A 14,704-nucleotide genomic window follows, 5' to 3' on the forward strand; every position below is an offset into this window, starting at 1 on the left:
TGAGTGTCATGAGACAGGTGGGCCGCGGCATCCTCGGTCCGCTCGCCGAGGCGATGTCGTCGCGCGCGCCGGCGGGTCCGCTTCCGCCCGGACCGAGGGTGAACGACTGGGCCGCCGCGCGCGCCGTCGTCGTCGAGCCGTCACGGAGCGTGCGGGATCTCCTCGACGACCTGTGGCGCCCCGGGCCCCTCCATCGGGCAGCGGACGGCACGCCGACCCGCATACCCCGCCGCCCCGTTCCCTCGGCAGGGGCCTGCTATCCGGTGCAGACGCACGTGATCGACGGGACGGGTGCGAGGCGCGTGTTCGACCACGAGCGGGGTGTCGTCCTCCGGCGGGATGCCGAAGCGGAGGGCGCCTCCGGGTGGCCCGCGTCGGAGCGGGTCACCGCGGGAACGAGGCTGGTGTTCACCGTGCAGCCGGGCCGATCGTTCGGGCGCTATCGTCACCGGGCCTGGCCCCTGTGGATCGCGGATGCCGCCTACGCGCTCGCTGCCGTGCAGTTCCTGCTGGGCGTGCAGGCCGGACGGGTCGAGCTCGGCCCGTCCGACCGCCTGCGCGGGATGCTTGGGGTTCCGCGGGCAGCCGACGCGGAGGCGTGGCTCGCGCTCGGGCTGGCGCCGGAGATCCCTCTCGCCTCCGTCGAGATCGCCGATGACCCGGCGTCGCTCCCCGCCCGCCGCGCGGCGCTCGCCGGCCGCCGTTCACCATCGATCGAGGAGTTCTCCGCACGCATCGGACCGGCGCCTCGGCCCGACGCGGAGCGCATCGCGCGCGCCGCGGGGCAGGCGTGGGTGCGCGGCGCATCGGCGATCTCCTCCTGGTCGGTGTCGGTGGATGCCGCTCCGGATGCCGTCGCCGCCGCGCTCTGGGAGTCTCACCTCTCCGCCGCACGCCTCTGCTACGAGGCCTTGCTCTCCGGGGACGCGGGCGCCCGTCCCGTCTCCGGTTTCCCCTCGACCGGCGACCGCTGGATCCTCCACGCCGTCGCCCTCCTCGACACCCCTGGAGGTCCACGATGATGATCGTCCCCCCGCTGTGGCGCGAAGCGCGACGGCATCCGTGGCTGCTCGGCGGGAGCGTCGTGCTCCTGCTCCTGGTTTTCGCCACGCACCTCCTGCAGGCGCTCTCCCTCGCCTGGGCGCTCGCGGCGTTCGTGCGTGCGGACGTGGCAGGGGCGCTGGCCGGCATCGGCGCGATCGTCGCGATCGGCGCGACCCGGGTGCTGCTCACGCTCGCTCAGGGCGACGTCGCCGCGCGACTCGGTGCGCGGGTCAGGGAGGATCTGCGGGATGCCGCCGTCAGGGCGGTGCTCGTGCCGTCGCGCCTGCACGACGCGGCGCTCCGGGACGGGTCCACCCAGCTCACCATCGGCGACGGGATCGACGGGACCGACGCCTACGTGTCGAAGTACATCCCCGCCGTGGTGCAGCTCGCCGTCGGCAGCGTGATCGCCGTCGCACTGGTCGGGATACTCTCGCCCCTGGCCGCGCTGTGCGTGTCACTCGGCATCCTGCTCGCCGTGCTCGGTCCGCTGCTCTGGAAGAGGATGCTCGCGCGGCGCGGATTCGCGCACTGGGACAGCTACGAAGCGCTCAGCGGAGACCTGCTCGAATCGCTCCGCGGCATGTCGACGCTGCGTGCCCTGGGCGACGTGCCCGCGACGCGCTCCCGACTGGATGCGAGATCCGAAGCCCTCCGCCTCGCCACCGAGCGGGTCATGCGGTCGTCTCTCGCGGAGACGGCCATCACCGATCTCGCCGTGCAGGCCGGGGTGGTCGTCGCGGCCGGTCTCGCCGTCGTCTCCGTGATGACGGGGCAGCCCCCTGCCGTCGAGGTCTACGCGCTGCTCCTGCTCTCCTCGGAGGCGTTCCGCCCGGTGCGCGAGCTCTCGCGGCACTGGCATGCGGGGTTCCTCGGGCTCACGGCCGTGCCGGGGCTGGTCGCGCTGGGGGCGTTCCGACGCGCCGACGTCGAGCCGTCGCCCGTCGCGGCCCACCCCGCGGCACCCGCGGGGGAGGTGCTGCGCATCACGGGGCTCTCGTATCGCTACCCCGGCGCCGCCGCCGACGTCCTCCGGGGCGTCGACCTCCGTGCCGAGCGGGGGGAGGTGCACGCGATCGCCGGGCCCTCCGGTGCGGGCAAGTCCACGCTGTTCGACGTGGTCCTCGGGTTCCTCCCGGCGTCATCGGGCACGGTGGAGCTCGACGGACGTCCGCTCCGCGCCTCCGACGTCGCCGTGGTCTCGCAGCGACCCGTCCTGTTCGCGGGAACCATCAGAGAGAACGTCGATCTGTTCGGTGCGGGGCAGGAAGCGCTCGAACGGGCCTGCGCAGCCGCCGGCGTGCTCGACGAGATCAGAGCGATCCCCGAGGGGTTCGACGCGATGGTGGCGGAGGCGGGGACGAGCCTCTCCGGCGGGCAGAGGCAGCGGCTCGCCCTCGCGAGGGCGCTGCTCGCGCGCCGCCCCGTGCTCCTCGTCGACGAGCCGACCAGCGCCCTCGACGACCGCAGCGCCCTGACCGTCGCGGAGACGCTGGAGCGTGTCGCCGCAGAGAGGATCGTGCTCATGATCAGCCACCGCCCCGAGGCCCTCGCGCGGGTCGCCGATGTGCGCGTCCTGCGCGACGGGATGCTCGTGAGGGAGGCGTCGTGACCTCCGCCGTCGCCGTGCTCGCCCGCCTGCTCCCGCCCCTGCGGCCGGAATGGCGGAGGATCCTCGGCAGCTACGCGATCGCCACGGCGAGCCTGTGCGCCCTCGCGGCGATCGGCGTGCTCACCGCCCTGGGTGTCGGCGGGGCGGTGGTGCACGGATCCTGGCCGCCTGCGGCGTGGTGGATCGCTCTCGGCGCTCTCGTGCTCGTGCGCACGGTCCTCACCTGGCGGGAGATGGATGTCTCGCACGCCCTCGCGTATCGGGTCCTCGCTCGACTCCGGATGGCGCTGTTCGACGCCTACTCGCGCAGCGTGCCCGGCCGCCGCAGGGAGCACTCAGGGCGCGCGGCATCCGTGGCGCTGACCGACATCGAGAAGCTGGAGTTCTTCTACGCGCACACGGTCGCGCAGATCGGCGCGGCGCTCACCCTGTTCGTCGGGGCGCTGGTGTGCGCCGTCGCGGTGATGCCGGCGGTGGGGCTCGTGATGCTCGGCGGAGCCCTCGCCGTCGCGCTCACGGCCTGGGCGGGAGCGGGTCCCGCGCGTCGCGTCGGGGCTCAGGAGCAGCGGGAACGAGAGACGCAGTCCGAGCGGCTGGTGGACGCGCTCGGCGCGCTGCGAGAGATCCTCGCTTACGGTCTGCAGGACCGCGTCGTGCGGGAGGCGGTCGCGGGAACGCGGCGGTCGGCGCGCATCAGCCGTCGCCGGGAGGCCATCTCGCACCTCGTCGACGGGACGCGCGAGCTGATCCTGGCCGTCGTCGTGATCGGTGTGATCGCGGTGGCTCTCGTGCAGCGCGGCACGGACGACGCCCAGGCGGCGCTGCTCCCCGCGCTCGTCGCGCTGGCCGTCGCGGGGGTCGCCGCGGTCGCGGATGCCGCGCGCACCGTGTCGGAGCTGCATCCGCTGATCGCGAGCGCCGACCGCGTGGGCGCCGGACTCCGTCGTCCGCCGGTCGTCGCGCCGGTCGACGATCCGATCCTCCTGCCGGACGGACCGCTGGGTGTGCGGTTCGGCAGGGTCTCGTTCTCCTACGACGATCGGTCCGAGGTGGTGCACGACTGGTCTCTCGACGTCGCACCGGGCGAGCACGTCGGGCTGGCGGGCCCGTCGGGCGCGGGCAAGAGCACGGTCATCGCCCTCGCGGCTCGTCTGTGGGATCCCGATGCCGGCGCGGTCGCGCTCACCGACGACTCGGGGGCGACGTATCCGCTGGGCCGTGTCCGCGATGCCGACCTCCGACGCGTCGTCGCCGTCGTGGAGCAGGACGCCAGGCTCTTCCACGGCACCGTGCGCGAGAACCTGCAGCGCGGCGACGGCGTCCGCAGCGACGACGAGCTGCAGGACGCCCTCGCGAGGGTCGGCGCCGACGACTGGATCGCCCTCGACGACGAACTCGGAGAGCACGGAGTGCGCCTCTCCGGAGGTCAGCGGGCCCGGCTGGCGCTGGCGCGGGCGCTGTGCCGGGAGCCCCGCATCCTCATCGTCGATGAGATCACGGCGAGCCTGGACGCCGAGTCGGAGCGCATCATCTCCGACGTGCTCGGAGCGTTCCCCGGCACGGTCATCGCGGCATCGCACCGAAAGGAGACCCTGGGGGCCTTCGCTCGCGTCGTCAGAGTCGGCTGACGCTCTCGAGCGGATTCTCCGCCAGCTTGCGGATGAGGCCGCCATCGACGAGACGCCGCGCGGCGCTGCGGGGCTTCCGCGCCGACTGGTCGAGCACACACGTGCCGAACTCCTCGGCGAGTGTGAGCCGCGGGTAGGCGTTGAGCACCTCGCGGCGGAAGTCGAGGGGTATCTCCTCGTCGCGTCGACCCGAGATGTCGAGGCCGGTCGCGATCTCCAGCAGGTAGCCCTCGACATCCTCGTCGGGGTCGACTTCGGGCCAGTTGTGGCGGACGATGACCTCGTTCACTCGCCGGCGCCGGTCGGGCGACCACCCGGCCCCCGCGGTGAGGGCTTCGCCGACGAAGCCGCCGGCCTCCTCGTAGCCGAGAGCGTGGTTGTCGTAGGCGGGCACCAGGCCGATGTCGTGGAGGATCGCAGCGGTGTAGAGCAGCTCGTGATCGACGTCGGTGCGGCCCTCGACGATCGCGAAGGCCTCGGCCCAGAGCCACGATCGCACCACATGGTTCGCGATCGCCGGCGTGTGGAAATCGTCGAGCAGAGCCAGCGCGCCTCGTGCGGCCGCGGTGTCCGGTGGCGTGAAGTCGGTGAGGCGCATGATTCTCCGGTGGGTCGCGATCGCGTGCGCCCAGTGTAGCCGCGCGGTCGGCGCTCCCCGCCTACATGCCGGGTCCGGCATGAGATCGATCGGATTCGCGTAATGAAACGGCCCCTGTCTGCATCTCATCGGTATGAGCATCATCGAGCCGCGCCTGTTCCGTGATCCTGAGTCGGATGCCGCCTTCACCGCGGTCGGGACTCGCCTGCAGCGACGGGCGATGCTCGACCTGAGCATCGACGAGGAGATCGTGCGCGGAGACCTGCGCGGGGCCACTCTCGAGGAGCCGTTGCGTTCGGCGCTGGTGCTGGTCGTCGAGCACGAGCTCAAGCAGGAGGAGCCGCTCACCGAGGCCGAGCTGCTCGCCACCGTGCGCACGCGCCGCCTGTTCGGAGCGGGGCGCTACCGTCGCCGGCTCGATGCTCTCGCTGGCATGAACCTCGTCCGTCGTGAGGGCCGCGGCCTGCACGCCACGGTCGCCGGCATCTCCGCGGTGCTGCGGCCGTCGTCGCTGGAGGGGCCGCGTCTGCCGCGCGAGCTTCTGCGCGTCCTCCGTCAGGCCGAGCTCGCCCGTCAGCGTCGCTGACCCGGCTGGCGATCGCCTGAGCGGATCGCCGTATATAGAACCAGATAGTTGAGACTGAAAGTACACTTTCTGTACTGTGGGTCTTAGCTAGGAGGTTCTGATGAAGCCGATCACGCTTGCGCGCGTGGTGGAGCGCGCCCCGATGCGAACGGTTCGATGGAAGGACGTCGCGCAGACCTCCACGAACGCCCCCCGGGATCTGGCCCGGCTGGAAGACGAGGGCGTCGTCCTCAAGATCGCCCAGGGGGTCTACACGGCCCCACCGGACGGAGCCGACGGACGTCGTTGGAAGCCGCCCCTGGAAGCGGCGGGGCTGGCTCTGGCGACGGCGCGGTTCGGTCAGCGACGTGTGGCTCTCATGGGGCTGGGAGCCGCTCGATTCTGGGGGGCGATACCTCGGGCCATCGGTACGACGACCATCGCGGTACCTGTGGCCGGACGGCCGCCCGTCACCCTCACCACCGGAGGGACCGTGCATCTCATTCCTCGGGATCTCGACGCCCTCGATCTGGTGCTGGAGCGCACGCCCCTCGGTGAGGCGCTCATCACCACTCCCGCGCAGGCCCTCTACGACGTGCTGGCGCGACCGATGCAGGGCGGTGCCCCTGATGTCGCTCGCGAGGCGGCGGCCAATCTGCGGGTGCGTGTCGACGCTGACGAGCTGCGCGGGATCGCCGGCCGCGCGCGGCGAGTGCCGCTCGCCGTGCAGAAGACCATCGCAGACATGGAAGCATCATGAGCCGCGGCAGGTTCGGCCCGTTCACGAGCAGCGTCCGTGTCTCATTCGCTGCGCTGCCGGACGCGATGCAGTGGTCGATGGCACTCGATCACCAGTGCATCCCCGAGGTGGATGCCGAGGAGGCAGCCGAGGTCGTGCGCGCCGCCTGGCGATAGCAGCCCCGGGGAGCGGCGAGCCACCCGCTAGCATCGGGCGCATGTCTGCCTCACGGTTCTGGTCGGCGGCGCTCGCCGCGGGTGTCCTGCTGCTGCTCACGACCGGCTGCTCGGCGAACGTGTCGCAGGCTGGCGAAGCGCAGGATGCCGGTGCACCGGCTGTGGAGTCCGAGACGGCGGGTGAAGGCTGGGTCGTCGTGAAGTTCGAGAGCCGCGACGAGCGGTTCGACCTCGACCTCATGGACAAGATGCTCGCCACGGAGCTCGCCGCCGATGAGGCGCTCGCCGCCGCCGAGGCCGGCGCGATCGACGGCAACGACGTCGGAGACGGCGAGTACGCGCTCTACTTCACCGGGGGAGACGCCGAGCGGATGTGGGAGATCCTCGAGCCGATCTTCGCGGACGCGCCGGTGCCGTGGACCACGGTCGTGCTCAAGAGCGGCTTCGAAGACTCCGCGCCCCGCATCCTCACGCAGTAACGGCGCGCAGCTCCTCCGCCTGTGGGCGGGTTCGATGCCGCTCAGCACGCGCGAATCGGTGCGTGATCTGCGCGTGGATCCGGTGCCGTCCGAGGACTCTCCGATCGATTCCGCGTAATGGAACGCGTTCTCGCGCGTCTTGCAAGTATGAACGCCGACGACCGGCGCCTACCTGGCGTGCCCGAAACCACCCCGCTCCCGCAGAGCGGGGCGGCGCCGCTGCGTCGCCGTGCCGCCCTCGATGTGAGCATCGACGACGAGCTCCTGCGCGGTGAGCTGCGCGGGGCCGAGCTCTCCGATGCGCTGCGTCTCACGCTCTCCGCTCTGGTCGAGCACGAACTGGCGACCGCAGAGCCGCTCACAGAGAAGGAGTTCCTCGAGAACGAGCCGATCGGCGGTCCCTTCCCCTCCACGCGGAAGGCTCGCAGGCTCGAGACGCTGATCTCCCAGAGTCTGGCGCGCCGGGAGGATGGCCGCGTCCGGCCGACCGTCGCCGGTGTCGCGGCGATCATGCAGATCTCCGCGCTGCCCGACTCCGAGCACCCTCCGCGAGAGCTGCTGCGCGCTCTCCGGCAGTCGGAGATCGACGGCATCCGGCTCTGAGCGCTCTGCCTAGACTGGTGCGATGCGAGCGCTCACCGAGGCAGAAGTCCGCTCCTCGTTCGTCAATGCGGATGCCGACGAGCTGCGGGTCATGGAGATTCCGCACGATTTCGTGCTCGTCGACTGGGACTACCTCGACTTCTTCGCCTGGCGCGACCCGAGCGCCGGTAAGCGCGGGTACGTGCTGATCCAGCACGAGGGCCAGATCAGGGGCGTCGTGCTGCGCGTCTCCGAGCCGGGGCGCGCACGCTCCGGGATGTGCAACATCTGCCACACGATGCAGCCGGGCAACCAGGTCGCGATGTTCTCCGCTCGGCGTGCGGGCGACGCGGGCGAGCGGGGCGATTCGGTCGGCACCTACATCTGCGCCGATCTCTCCTGTCACGAGAGCGTCCGGCTGGCTCCTCCGCTCGCGCCGAACGAGGTGCGGGCACCGGGGCAGGTCGACTACCGCCTCGACGGCACCCGTCGCCGCATGGAGGCCTTCGTCGCGCGGGTGTGGGAGCGGTCCTGATCGCGATTACCCTGGAGGCATCCGTCCTGTGCTCGAAGGAGACGCCATGAGCGATGCCATCCTGTTGTCCGTCGATGAGGGGCTGGCTCGGCTCACGCTGAACCGTCCGTCGCGGTTGAACGCCTTCAACGCCGAACTCGCCTACGCCTGGCGTGACGCGACGGCAGAGGTCACGAGCCGTGATGACGTCAGAGCGATCCTCCTGGATGCGGCCGGCCCCGCCTTCTGCGCGGGCGGGGACGTGATCGAGATGTCGATGACGATGGGGTCCGGCGACGACATCACCGCGCTCGCCGAGGTCATCAACGCGGGCATCCGGTCGCTCACCGGATCAGCCGTTCCCGTCGTCGCCGCAGCGCACGGCACCACGGCTGGTGGAGGACTCGGCATCCTGCTCTGCTCCGACTATGCGGTCGTCGGCGCGCGCTCCAAGCTGGGCAGCCTCTACGCCAACATCGGACTGACCCCCGATCTCTCGGTCTCCGCGCAGCTCGCTCGCGCGATCGGCCAGCGGCGAGCGCTGCAGCTCGTGCTGCAGGATCGCCTCCTCACGTCGCAGGAGGCCGTCGAGTGGGGTCTCGTCGCCGAGGCCGTCGATGGGGCGGATGCCGCCGCCGAGGCCGACCTGGTTCGCGCCAGGGCGGAGGAGGTCGCGCGGTTCTGGCTCGCCGGCGCCGCCGCGGCCTACGGCCAGGCGAAGCGCCTCGTCCGCTCTCAGCCCGAGCGCACGTTCGTCGAGCAGCTGAGCGAGGAGGCGCGCTCGATCGGCGCGGCGATGGAGACGCCCGACGCCCAGGCGCGCATCGCGGCCTTCGCTGCGGCGTCGACGAAGAAGGCCGTCTGACGCGGATCGGTGACCTGATGTTTCCACAGGGCCACGGATGCTCGCGGCATCCGCGACCCCGCATGCGAGGATGAACACACCGCCGCTCGTCGAGAGGACCGTCATGTCGCAGCCGGAGTCCGTGCAGGCCGAACCGAAGAAGAACATGTCCCTTCTGATCAGGGGGTCGATCTGGATCGCCATCGGCGCGCTCATCGCCGCCGCACTGGTGTGCGTGGTCTGGGTGCTGATCGGCGATCAGGACGGCCTGATCGGGCGCGCGTTCCTCACGATCCTGCTGCTCGCGGGCTTCGCGGGCATCGCGATCCTGGAGGCGGGACTGGCGCCGAACCGCCCCGACTGGCTCGCTCTCGCGAGCATGGTCACGTGGATCGTGGCCCTCATCGTCGGCGCGTTCAAGATCTGGCTCCCTGAAGACGGCCAGGTGTTCAGCGGCGGGGAGCGCTTCTTCCAGCTGCTGCTCGTCGTCGGCATCCTGCAGCTCGCGCTGTTGCATGTGCGACTGTTCACTCCGGCCGCCAACCGCTACGTCACGTCGTTCACCCGCGTGATCTACATCGCGACGATCGTGTTCCTGGTCGGCCTCGTGGGGATGCTCGTCTTCTTCCTCACGTTCACGCACAACTTCGAGTTCGGCGACCTGTACGGTCGCATCCTCGTGGCGCTGACCATCCTCACCGCGGTCGGCACCACCCTGATCCCGTTGCTGAACGCGCTGTTCGCGCCGAAGAAGCCCGTCGTCGCACACGCATACGCATCGGTGGCACCCGCCTGGCCCACCTACGCCGACGGGGCCACGCCGTTGCCCGTGCTTCCAGACGGCACCCCCGACTGGAACGCCTACTACACCGGTCACCCCTCCGCGCAGCAGCCGCAGCTCGCCGCTCCGGCCGCGCAGTACGCGGCGCCGCAGCTTCCCGCCATCCCGGACTTCTCGGCTCCGCAGGCGGCACCCCAGGTCCCTGCGACGCCACCGGCTCCCGCGGGTCCTCCCGCGCCCACGGCTCCTCCGGTGCAGGCCGCTCCTCCGGCGCCGGCCGCTCCGGAATCGCCGCCGGCTCCCAACGCCACGGCGTTCCCGCCCGCGCCGCCGCTGCCGCCGCAGTGAGCGCCGACCTCGAACTCGTCGATCTCGCCGCGGAGATCGCTCGCGAAGCCGGCGAGCTCGCACGTCGTCGCCGAGACGAGGGCGTGCATCTCGCGGCCACCAAGAGCAGCCTGGCCGACATCGTCACCGACGCCGATCGCGAGGTCGAGGAGCTCATCCGCACCCGACTCCGCGAGGCCCGCCCCGGCGACGGCTTCCTCGGGGAGGAGTCGGATGCCGATCCCGGTGTGACCGGCATCACCTGGGTCGTCGATCCGATCGACGGCACCGTGAACTACGCCTACGGCATCCCCGCGTACTGCGTGAGCATCGCCGCCGTGCGCGGAAGCGCCGACCCGCAGGACTGGGACGCTCTCGCCGCGGCCGTCTTCGCGCCCGCGGTCGGAGAGCTGTTCACCGCGAGTCGGGGCGGCGGTGCGTGGCTGGGGGAGCGGCGTCTGTCCGTCACGACGGAGACCCCCGCGGGGGCGCTGCTGGCGACCGGGTTCGGCTACGACCCCTCGACGCACGACGGCGACCTGGCCACGGTGCGCCGCGTGATGACCATGGCGCGCGACCTCCGCCGTGCAGGGTCGGCGGCCCTCGATCTCTCGTACGTCGCCGCGGGGCGTCTCGACGGCTACTTCGAACGGGGCCTCAAGCCCTGGGACTTCGCTGCCGGGGCCCTGATCGTCGAGGAGGCCGGCGGCGCGGTCACGCGTCTCGACGTGGAGTCGGCGCGTCCGATGATCGTCGCGGGCGGCATCGACGTGCACGCCCGGCTCCTGGCCCTTCTGGAGGATTCATGACGAACTCATGGCTTTCTCAGGCGGCTCAGGGTACTGTTTATCCGATCGTTACCTTCGTCGTTCCCGAGGCGATGAGGGTGCAAGCATCCCCCCTGCTTGACGTCTGACCCGAGAGAATCGTTTTGCCCTTCGAGAATCCCCAGGCTGCCCCTGCGCCCACGCGCCGCTCCAGCCGCATCCGCACTGCGGCCTCCGAGGCCCCCGCGGCAGGAGCGACGGCAGCTGTCTCCGAAGGCAGCGCACCGGTGTCGTCGGCGCCGATGACGCGCCGCACCGTTCGCCGGAGCGTGACCGTCGCCGAAGCGGTCGCCATGGTCGCCGCTCTCACCGCCGACAAGACTCCCGACATCGCAGCCGCACCCGCCGAGCCTGTTGCAGCAGAATCCGCTGCCGAGCCCGTCGTCGAGACGCCGACGGTGGGGGAGCAGACCTCCGCCGACCCGTTCGAGCAGGCTGCCCGCACGTTCCGCTCCGTCTCCGGCGATGTCGCAGACGCCGCGGCATCCGCTCCGGTCGACGAGGAGCCCGCTGTCGCGGACGCTCCGACCGTCGAGCACGTGGCCCGTCGCCGTCCGAGCGCCCGCAAGTTCCTGGCCGTCGGTGCGACCGTCGGCGTGATGAGCCTCGCCGGCCTCCTCGCTGTCTCGATGACGCTGCCGGCTGAGGCGGTGGCCGCCGTCGGCTCGAACGGCGTCGCCTCGACCTCACTCGTCGCCGCCTCCGCGGGCGCGGACAAGTCCGACACCCCGATCCAGGCTTTCGTGACCTCGTCGGACGTGCAGAACGAGACGCTCGCCAGCGCGGAGGACTTCTCGACCGTCTCTCTCGTCGACCTCGCGTCCGAGCAGGGCATCAAGTTCTCCGACACCGTCTTCACCAACGACCCCGAGGCGGCCATCCAGTGGCCGTTCCTCGTCGGCGTCGGCATGAGCTCGGGCTACGGACCCCGCTGGGGCCGCATGCACGAGGGCATCGACTTCGTGCCGGGCGAGGGCGCCCCGATCCAGGCGATCGCCGACGGCACCGTGCGCATCGCGACGGAGCAGGGCGGCGGCTACGGCGTGACCGTCTACATCGACCACGTCATCGACGGTCAGGTCATCACGAGCCACTACTCGCACATGCAGTACGGCTCGCTGAAGGTCAAGGCCGGACAGACCGTCAAGGTCGGCGACATCGTGGGGCTGACCGGCAACACCGGCCACTCCTTCGGCGCCCATCTGCACTTCGAGATCATCGTCAACGGCAAGACGATCGACCCGCTTCCCTGGCTCAAGGCGAACGCGGGCCGGTACACGCTGGACTGACCGCCTCGATTTCATGAGAACGCCACTGTGATGGTATTCTCGTGTGGTTGCCCCGCGAGGGGCAGCACGCCCCGATAGCTCAGTGGCAGAGCACTTCCATGGTAAGGAAGGGGTCGTCAGTTCAATCCTGACTCGGGGCTCACAGTGTTCGTATCTGCGATGCGGATGCAGTGCGGCAGGGTAGCTCAGCTGGTCAGAGCGCACGACTCATAATCGTGAGGTCGCGGGTTCAAGCCCCGCTCCTGCTACAGAATAGGACCCCCGGTGTAGCCGGGGGTTTTGTCGTTTTGACCGCTTCGCCTCCCACGGCAGGAGCGACCTCACGGTTTGAGCACGAGCAAGGTCGCGTGGAACGAGTGCAGCAGCTCGTGAGGATGACCTCGTGCACCGAGCTCTGTTGCCGTCACGTCGACGGCGACCGTTCAGCGGCTGCCGCAGGGCGCTAAACGCCCCTTGTCCTCGACTTTGCGTTGATTTGATGGGATTCTTAGAGGCATGAAGGCGAAAGCGGGCAGGGTCGAGCGCCGGTACGCGATTGTCGGCTTGATATTCTTCGTCGTCGGCGTTCCTCTAGGTGTATTGGCGATTTTCCTCAATCAATAGCTCAGAGGTGGCCGTGAGGCGCACGCGACCGCTACGAGATGCTCGCTGATCCGACCGACGCACGCGTCGGGATTCTCGTGTGACTTCTCCCGGGGCGCCATTCCATGAGTTGCATGTCGAATGCCGGTGGCCGGCCTGATGCCCATCACGCGTCCTGCGGAGCTTCTCGCGTTCAACGCTCGCTGGCCACGTGGGTGATCTCAGATACGTGAGACCCCGCGCCCGGCCGATGCCGGCCATGGGGTTGTTGACGCAGGACAGCCAGGACAGCGGCGGGGCGATCGGCGTCAGTCGTCAACGTCCCCGCCGTCCTCCCGCGTCTGTTACCGTCTAAACAACATAGGCAGTAACAACGAAGGGAAACCCATGACCGACTGGTCGCTCCCCGAGCGGTTCGACGTCGGCGACGGCACGGTGCGATGGGGTTCGTTCGGCAGCGGTCCGCCGCTCGTCCTGCTGCACGGCACCCCCTTCTCGTCGTTCATCTGGCGGGACATCGTCCCCGTGCTGGCTCGTGATCACCAGGTCTATGTCTGGGACATGCTCGGTTTCGGGCAGTCGTCCCGCACCGCGCCGGACGTGAGCCTTCGGCGGCAGGCGATGATCTTCGTCGATCTCCTCGAACACTGGACGGTCTCCGCGCCTCGGGTCGTGGCTCATGACGTCGGCGGCGCGGTCGCGCTGCGCGCGGCGCTCCTGCACGACGTGACCTTCGAGTCGCTCACGCTCATCGACGCCGCCACGGTGAGCGGGTGGGGCGACGGCGGGTTCTTCCAGGCCGTCCATCAGCATCCCGAGGTGTTCGAGGCGCTCCCTGGCTGGGCGAGCGCTGCCCTGATCGATGCCAAGATACGGTCAGGCAGCCACGTGGGTCTGCGTGCAGAGGCCCTGGCGTCATACACGGACCAGTGGGCGGGGGCGGAAGGGGCGCGAGCGTTCTACCGGCAGTACGCCCAGGGTGGCGAGGACAACACGAACGAGCTCCAGGACCGACTCCGGCTACTCGACATCCCCATCCACGTGATCTGGGGTGAGGACGATGCGTGGCTCGGTATCGACTACGCCCAGCGACTCGTGACCACTCTCCCGAGCCACGCGCGGTTCTCGATCATCAACGGAGCCGGACACATGGTCCCGGAGGATCAGCCCGGCGCACTTCTCAGGCTGCTGAGCGCGTGAACATCGCGCGATCCGCCGTACCTGAAGAGCTGCGCGCCGTTGAAGATCTCTGCAACAGCGCCATGCTGCTGCGCGGCATCGACGCACTCGCGACGATCCGTGGCGGGAGAGAGTGGCTGGTCCGGTACGGATGGGGGGAGGCGGAGGTCACGCCTGAGCATCTCGCCTCGTTGCGCGGCGCCAGGGAGGACATTCGATCGTTCCTCACCGACCGCACCGACCCGTCGGCGCGATCCACGCTGAACCGGCTCGCGCGAGAGCACTGGGAGAGTCCTTGCGTTGACGACTCCGGTCGACTCGCGCTGACCCCGTCGGGCGCGCGAACGGTCTCGCCGGCAGGCGCGGCGGTCGGGGCGTTGCTCCTCCACGGCTTGACCGGGTCGGGGCTGCGGCTCAGGACCTGCGCCTCGGAAGCATGCCGGTGGGTGTTCTACGACAGTTCACGGTCCGGGACGCGAACCTGGTGCGACATGAACACGTGCGGTGCGCGCAGCAAGATGCGCCACTATCGCGATCGGCTCGCCTGAATCCACTCCCACGGGCAGGCGCGGGATCGGGATGCGCCAGCCGCGGTGCGCGCGGTCTGCGGAGGGTGCCCGGATCCGAGCTCGATAAGGTCTACAGAAACACCAGATCAGCCCCGGATACGTCCGGGGATTTTGCGTTGTGGGTGCAATTTGCGCCGCGCAGACTCCGCAGATTCGGATGCCGAGCACCGCGTCGAGTGGATCCGCGGCGCAGGTTCCGCCGCGGAGGCGAACACCCCGACCGGCGGTGACGGAGCGTCAGAGCGACAGTATGAGCAGCGACACGGCGATCGGTATGCCGATCACGAAGAACAGCAGACCGATGACGGCGCCGCGGCGGGAGGGTTTGCCGTCAGGGGAGTTCATGCCAAGAGCGTGGCACAGGCCGCA

Annotated in this window: 16 protein-coding genes and 2 tRNA genes; 17 read left to right on the forward strand and 1 reads right to left on the reverse strand. The window is 70.2% G+C overall.

What is annotated here, in order from left to right:
• Positions 1–8: 8 nt before the first annotated feature.
• From ACFY5A_RS09350 to ACFY5A_RS09360, 3 genes are read left to right on the forward strand one after another with little or no spacing between them, the layout of a single operon-like run.
• On the forward strand, positions 9–1,022 hold the full coding sequence (locus tag ACFY5A_RS09350; RefSeq protein WP_387233416.1) for a hypothetical protein: 1,014 nt from the start codon (positions 9–11) through the stop codon (positions 1,020–1,022).
• Complete coding sequence (locus tag ACFY5A_RS09355; RefSeq protein WP_387233419.1) at positions 1,019–2,656, forward strand: ATP-binding cassette domain-containing protein; 1,638 nt, start codon at positions 1,019–1,021, stop codon at positions 2,654–2,656. Before ACFY5A_RS09350 ends, ACFY5A_RS09355 begins: the two co-directional genes overlap by 4 nt.
• Positions 2,653–4,284: an ATP-binding cassette domain-containing protein gene (locus ACFY5A_RS09360; RefSeq protein WP_387233422.1), complete on the forward strand. Its 1,632-nt coding sequence runs from the start codon at positions 2,653–2,655 to the stop codon at positions 4,282–4,284. Before ACFY5A_RS09355 ends, ACFY5A_RS09360 begins: the two co-directional genes overlap by 4 nt.
• On the opposite strand, the gene ACFY5A_RS09365 is transcribed toward ACFY5A_RS09360, so the two are convergent.
• Complete coding sequence (locus ACFY5A_RS09365) at positions 4,271–4,882, reverse strand: HD domain-containing protein (protein WP_341940072.1); 612 nt, start codon at positions 4,880–4,882, stop codon at positions 4,271–4,273. The genes ACFY5A_RS09360 and ACFY5A_RS09365 overlap by 14 nt on opposite strands.
• A gap of 133 nt (positions 4,883–5,015) precedes the next feature.
• Here ACFY5A_RS09365 and ACFY5A_RS09370 point away from each other — a divergent pair, with 133 nt between their 5' ends.
• From ACFY5A_RS09370 to ACFY5A_RS09435, 14 genes are all read left to right on the forward strand, one after another.
• Positions 5,016–5,468: a hypothetical protein gene (locus ACFY5A_RS09370; RefSeq protein ID WP_341940071.1), complete on the forward strand. Its 453-nt coding sequence runs from the start codon at positions 5,016–5,018 to the stop codon at positions 5,466–5,468.
• A gap of 100 nt (positions 5,469–5,568) precedes the next feature.
• A complete protein-coding gene (locus ACFY5A_RS09375; RefSeq protein WP_387233426.1) occupies positions 5,569–6,207 on the forward strand; it encodes a hypothetical protein in 639 nt (212 codons plus the stop codon).
• Complete coding sequence (locus ACFY5A_RS09380; protein ID WP_387233428.1) at positions 6,204–6,362, forward strand: hypothetical protein; 159 nt, start codon at positions 6,204–6,206, stop codon at positions 6,360–6,362. Before ACFY5A_RS09375 ends, ACFY5A_RS09380 begins: the two co-directional genes overlap by 4 nt.
• 41 nt (positions 6,363–6,403) lie before the next feature.
• Positions 6,404–6,841: a hypothetical protein gene (locus ACFY5A_RS09385; RefSeq protein ID WP_341940068.1), complete on the forward strand. Its 438-nt coding sequence runs from the start codon at positions 6,404–6,406 to the stop codon at positions 6,839–6,841.
• 177 nt (positions 6,842–7,018) lie between these two features.
• On the forward strand, positions 7,019–7,444 hold the full coding sequence (locus ACFY5A_RS09390) for a hypothetical protein (RefSeq protein WP_146114250.1): 426 nt from the start codon (positions 7,019–7,021) through the stop codon (positions 7,442–7,444).
• Between the two features lie 22 nt (positions 7,445–7,466).
• Positions 7,467–7,958 carry an FBP domain-containing protein gene (locus tag ACFY5A_RS09395; RefSeq protein WP_387233432.1) on the forward strand — a complete coding sequence of 164 codons (492 nt, stop codon included), beginning with the start codon at positions 7,467–7,469 and terminating at the stop codon, positions 7,956–7,958.
• 46 nt (positions 7,959–8,004) lie between these two features.
• On the forward strand, positions 8,005–8,802 hold the full coding sequence (locus tag ACFY5A_RS09400) for an enoyl-CoA hydratase/isomerase family protein (RefSeq protein WP_387233435.1): 798 nt from the start codon (positions 8,005–8,007) through the stop codon (positions 8,800–8,802).
• A 70-nt stretch (positions 8,803–8,872) separates the two neighbouring features.
• Positions 8,873–9,910 carry a hypothetical protein gene (locus ACFY5A_RS09405; RefSeq protein WP_387233438.1) on the forward strand — a complete coding sequence of 346 codons (1,038 nt, stop codon included), beginning with the start codon at positions 8,873–8,875 and terminating at the stop codon, positions 9,908–9,910.
• Positions 9,907–10,698 (forward strand): inositol monophosphatase family protein, encoded by a 792-nt coding sequence (locus ACFY5A_RS09410; protein WP_387233441.1) that lies wholly within the window; start codon positions 9,907–9,909, stop codon positions 10,696–10,698. The genes ACFY5A_RS09405 and ACFY5A_RS09410 overlap by 4 nt, the downstream gene beginning before the upstream one ends.
• Positions 10,699–10,820: 122 nt before the next feature.
• Positions 10,821–12,005, forward strand: coding sequence for a M23 family metallopeptidase (locus ACFY5A_RS09415; RefSeq protein WP_387233443.1), 1,185 nt, complete (start codon positions 10,821–10,823; stop codon positions 12,003–12,005).
• Positions 12,006–12,073: 68 nt separating this feature from the next.
• A tRNA-Thr gene (locus ACFY5A_RS09420) sits at positions 12,074–12,145 on the forward strand.
• Between the two features lie 34 nt (positions 12,146–12,179).
• Positions 12,180–12,253: transfer RNA gene (locus tag ACFY5A_RS09425), tRNA-Met, on the forward strand.
• A 721-nt stretch (positions 12,254–12,974) separates the two neighbouring features.
• Complete coding sequence (locus tag ACFY5A_RS09430) at positions 12,975–13,787, forward strand: alpha/beta fold hydrolase (protein WP_387233446.1); 813 nt, start codon at positions 12,975–12,977, stop codon at positions 13,785–13,787.
• Positions 13,784–14,314, forward strand: a complete 531-nt coding sequence (locus tag ACFY5A_RS09435; RefSeq protein WP_344012026.1) for a CGNR zinc finger domain-containing protein — start codon at positions 13,784–13,786, stop codon at positions 14,312–14,314. Before ACFY5A_RS09430 ends, ACFY5A_RS09435 begins: the two co-directional genes overlap by 4 nt.
• Positions 14,315–14,704: the final 390 nt, after the last annotated feature.

Source organism: Microbacterium sp. NPDC012755 (assembly GCF_042901325.1).
GTDB classification, from domain to species: domain Bacteria; phylum Actinomycetota; class Actinomycetes; order Actinomycetales; family Microbacteriaceae; genus Microbacterium; species Microbacterium natoriense.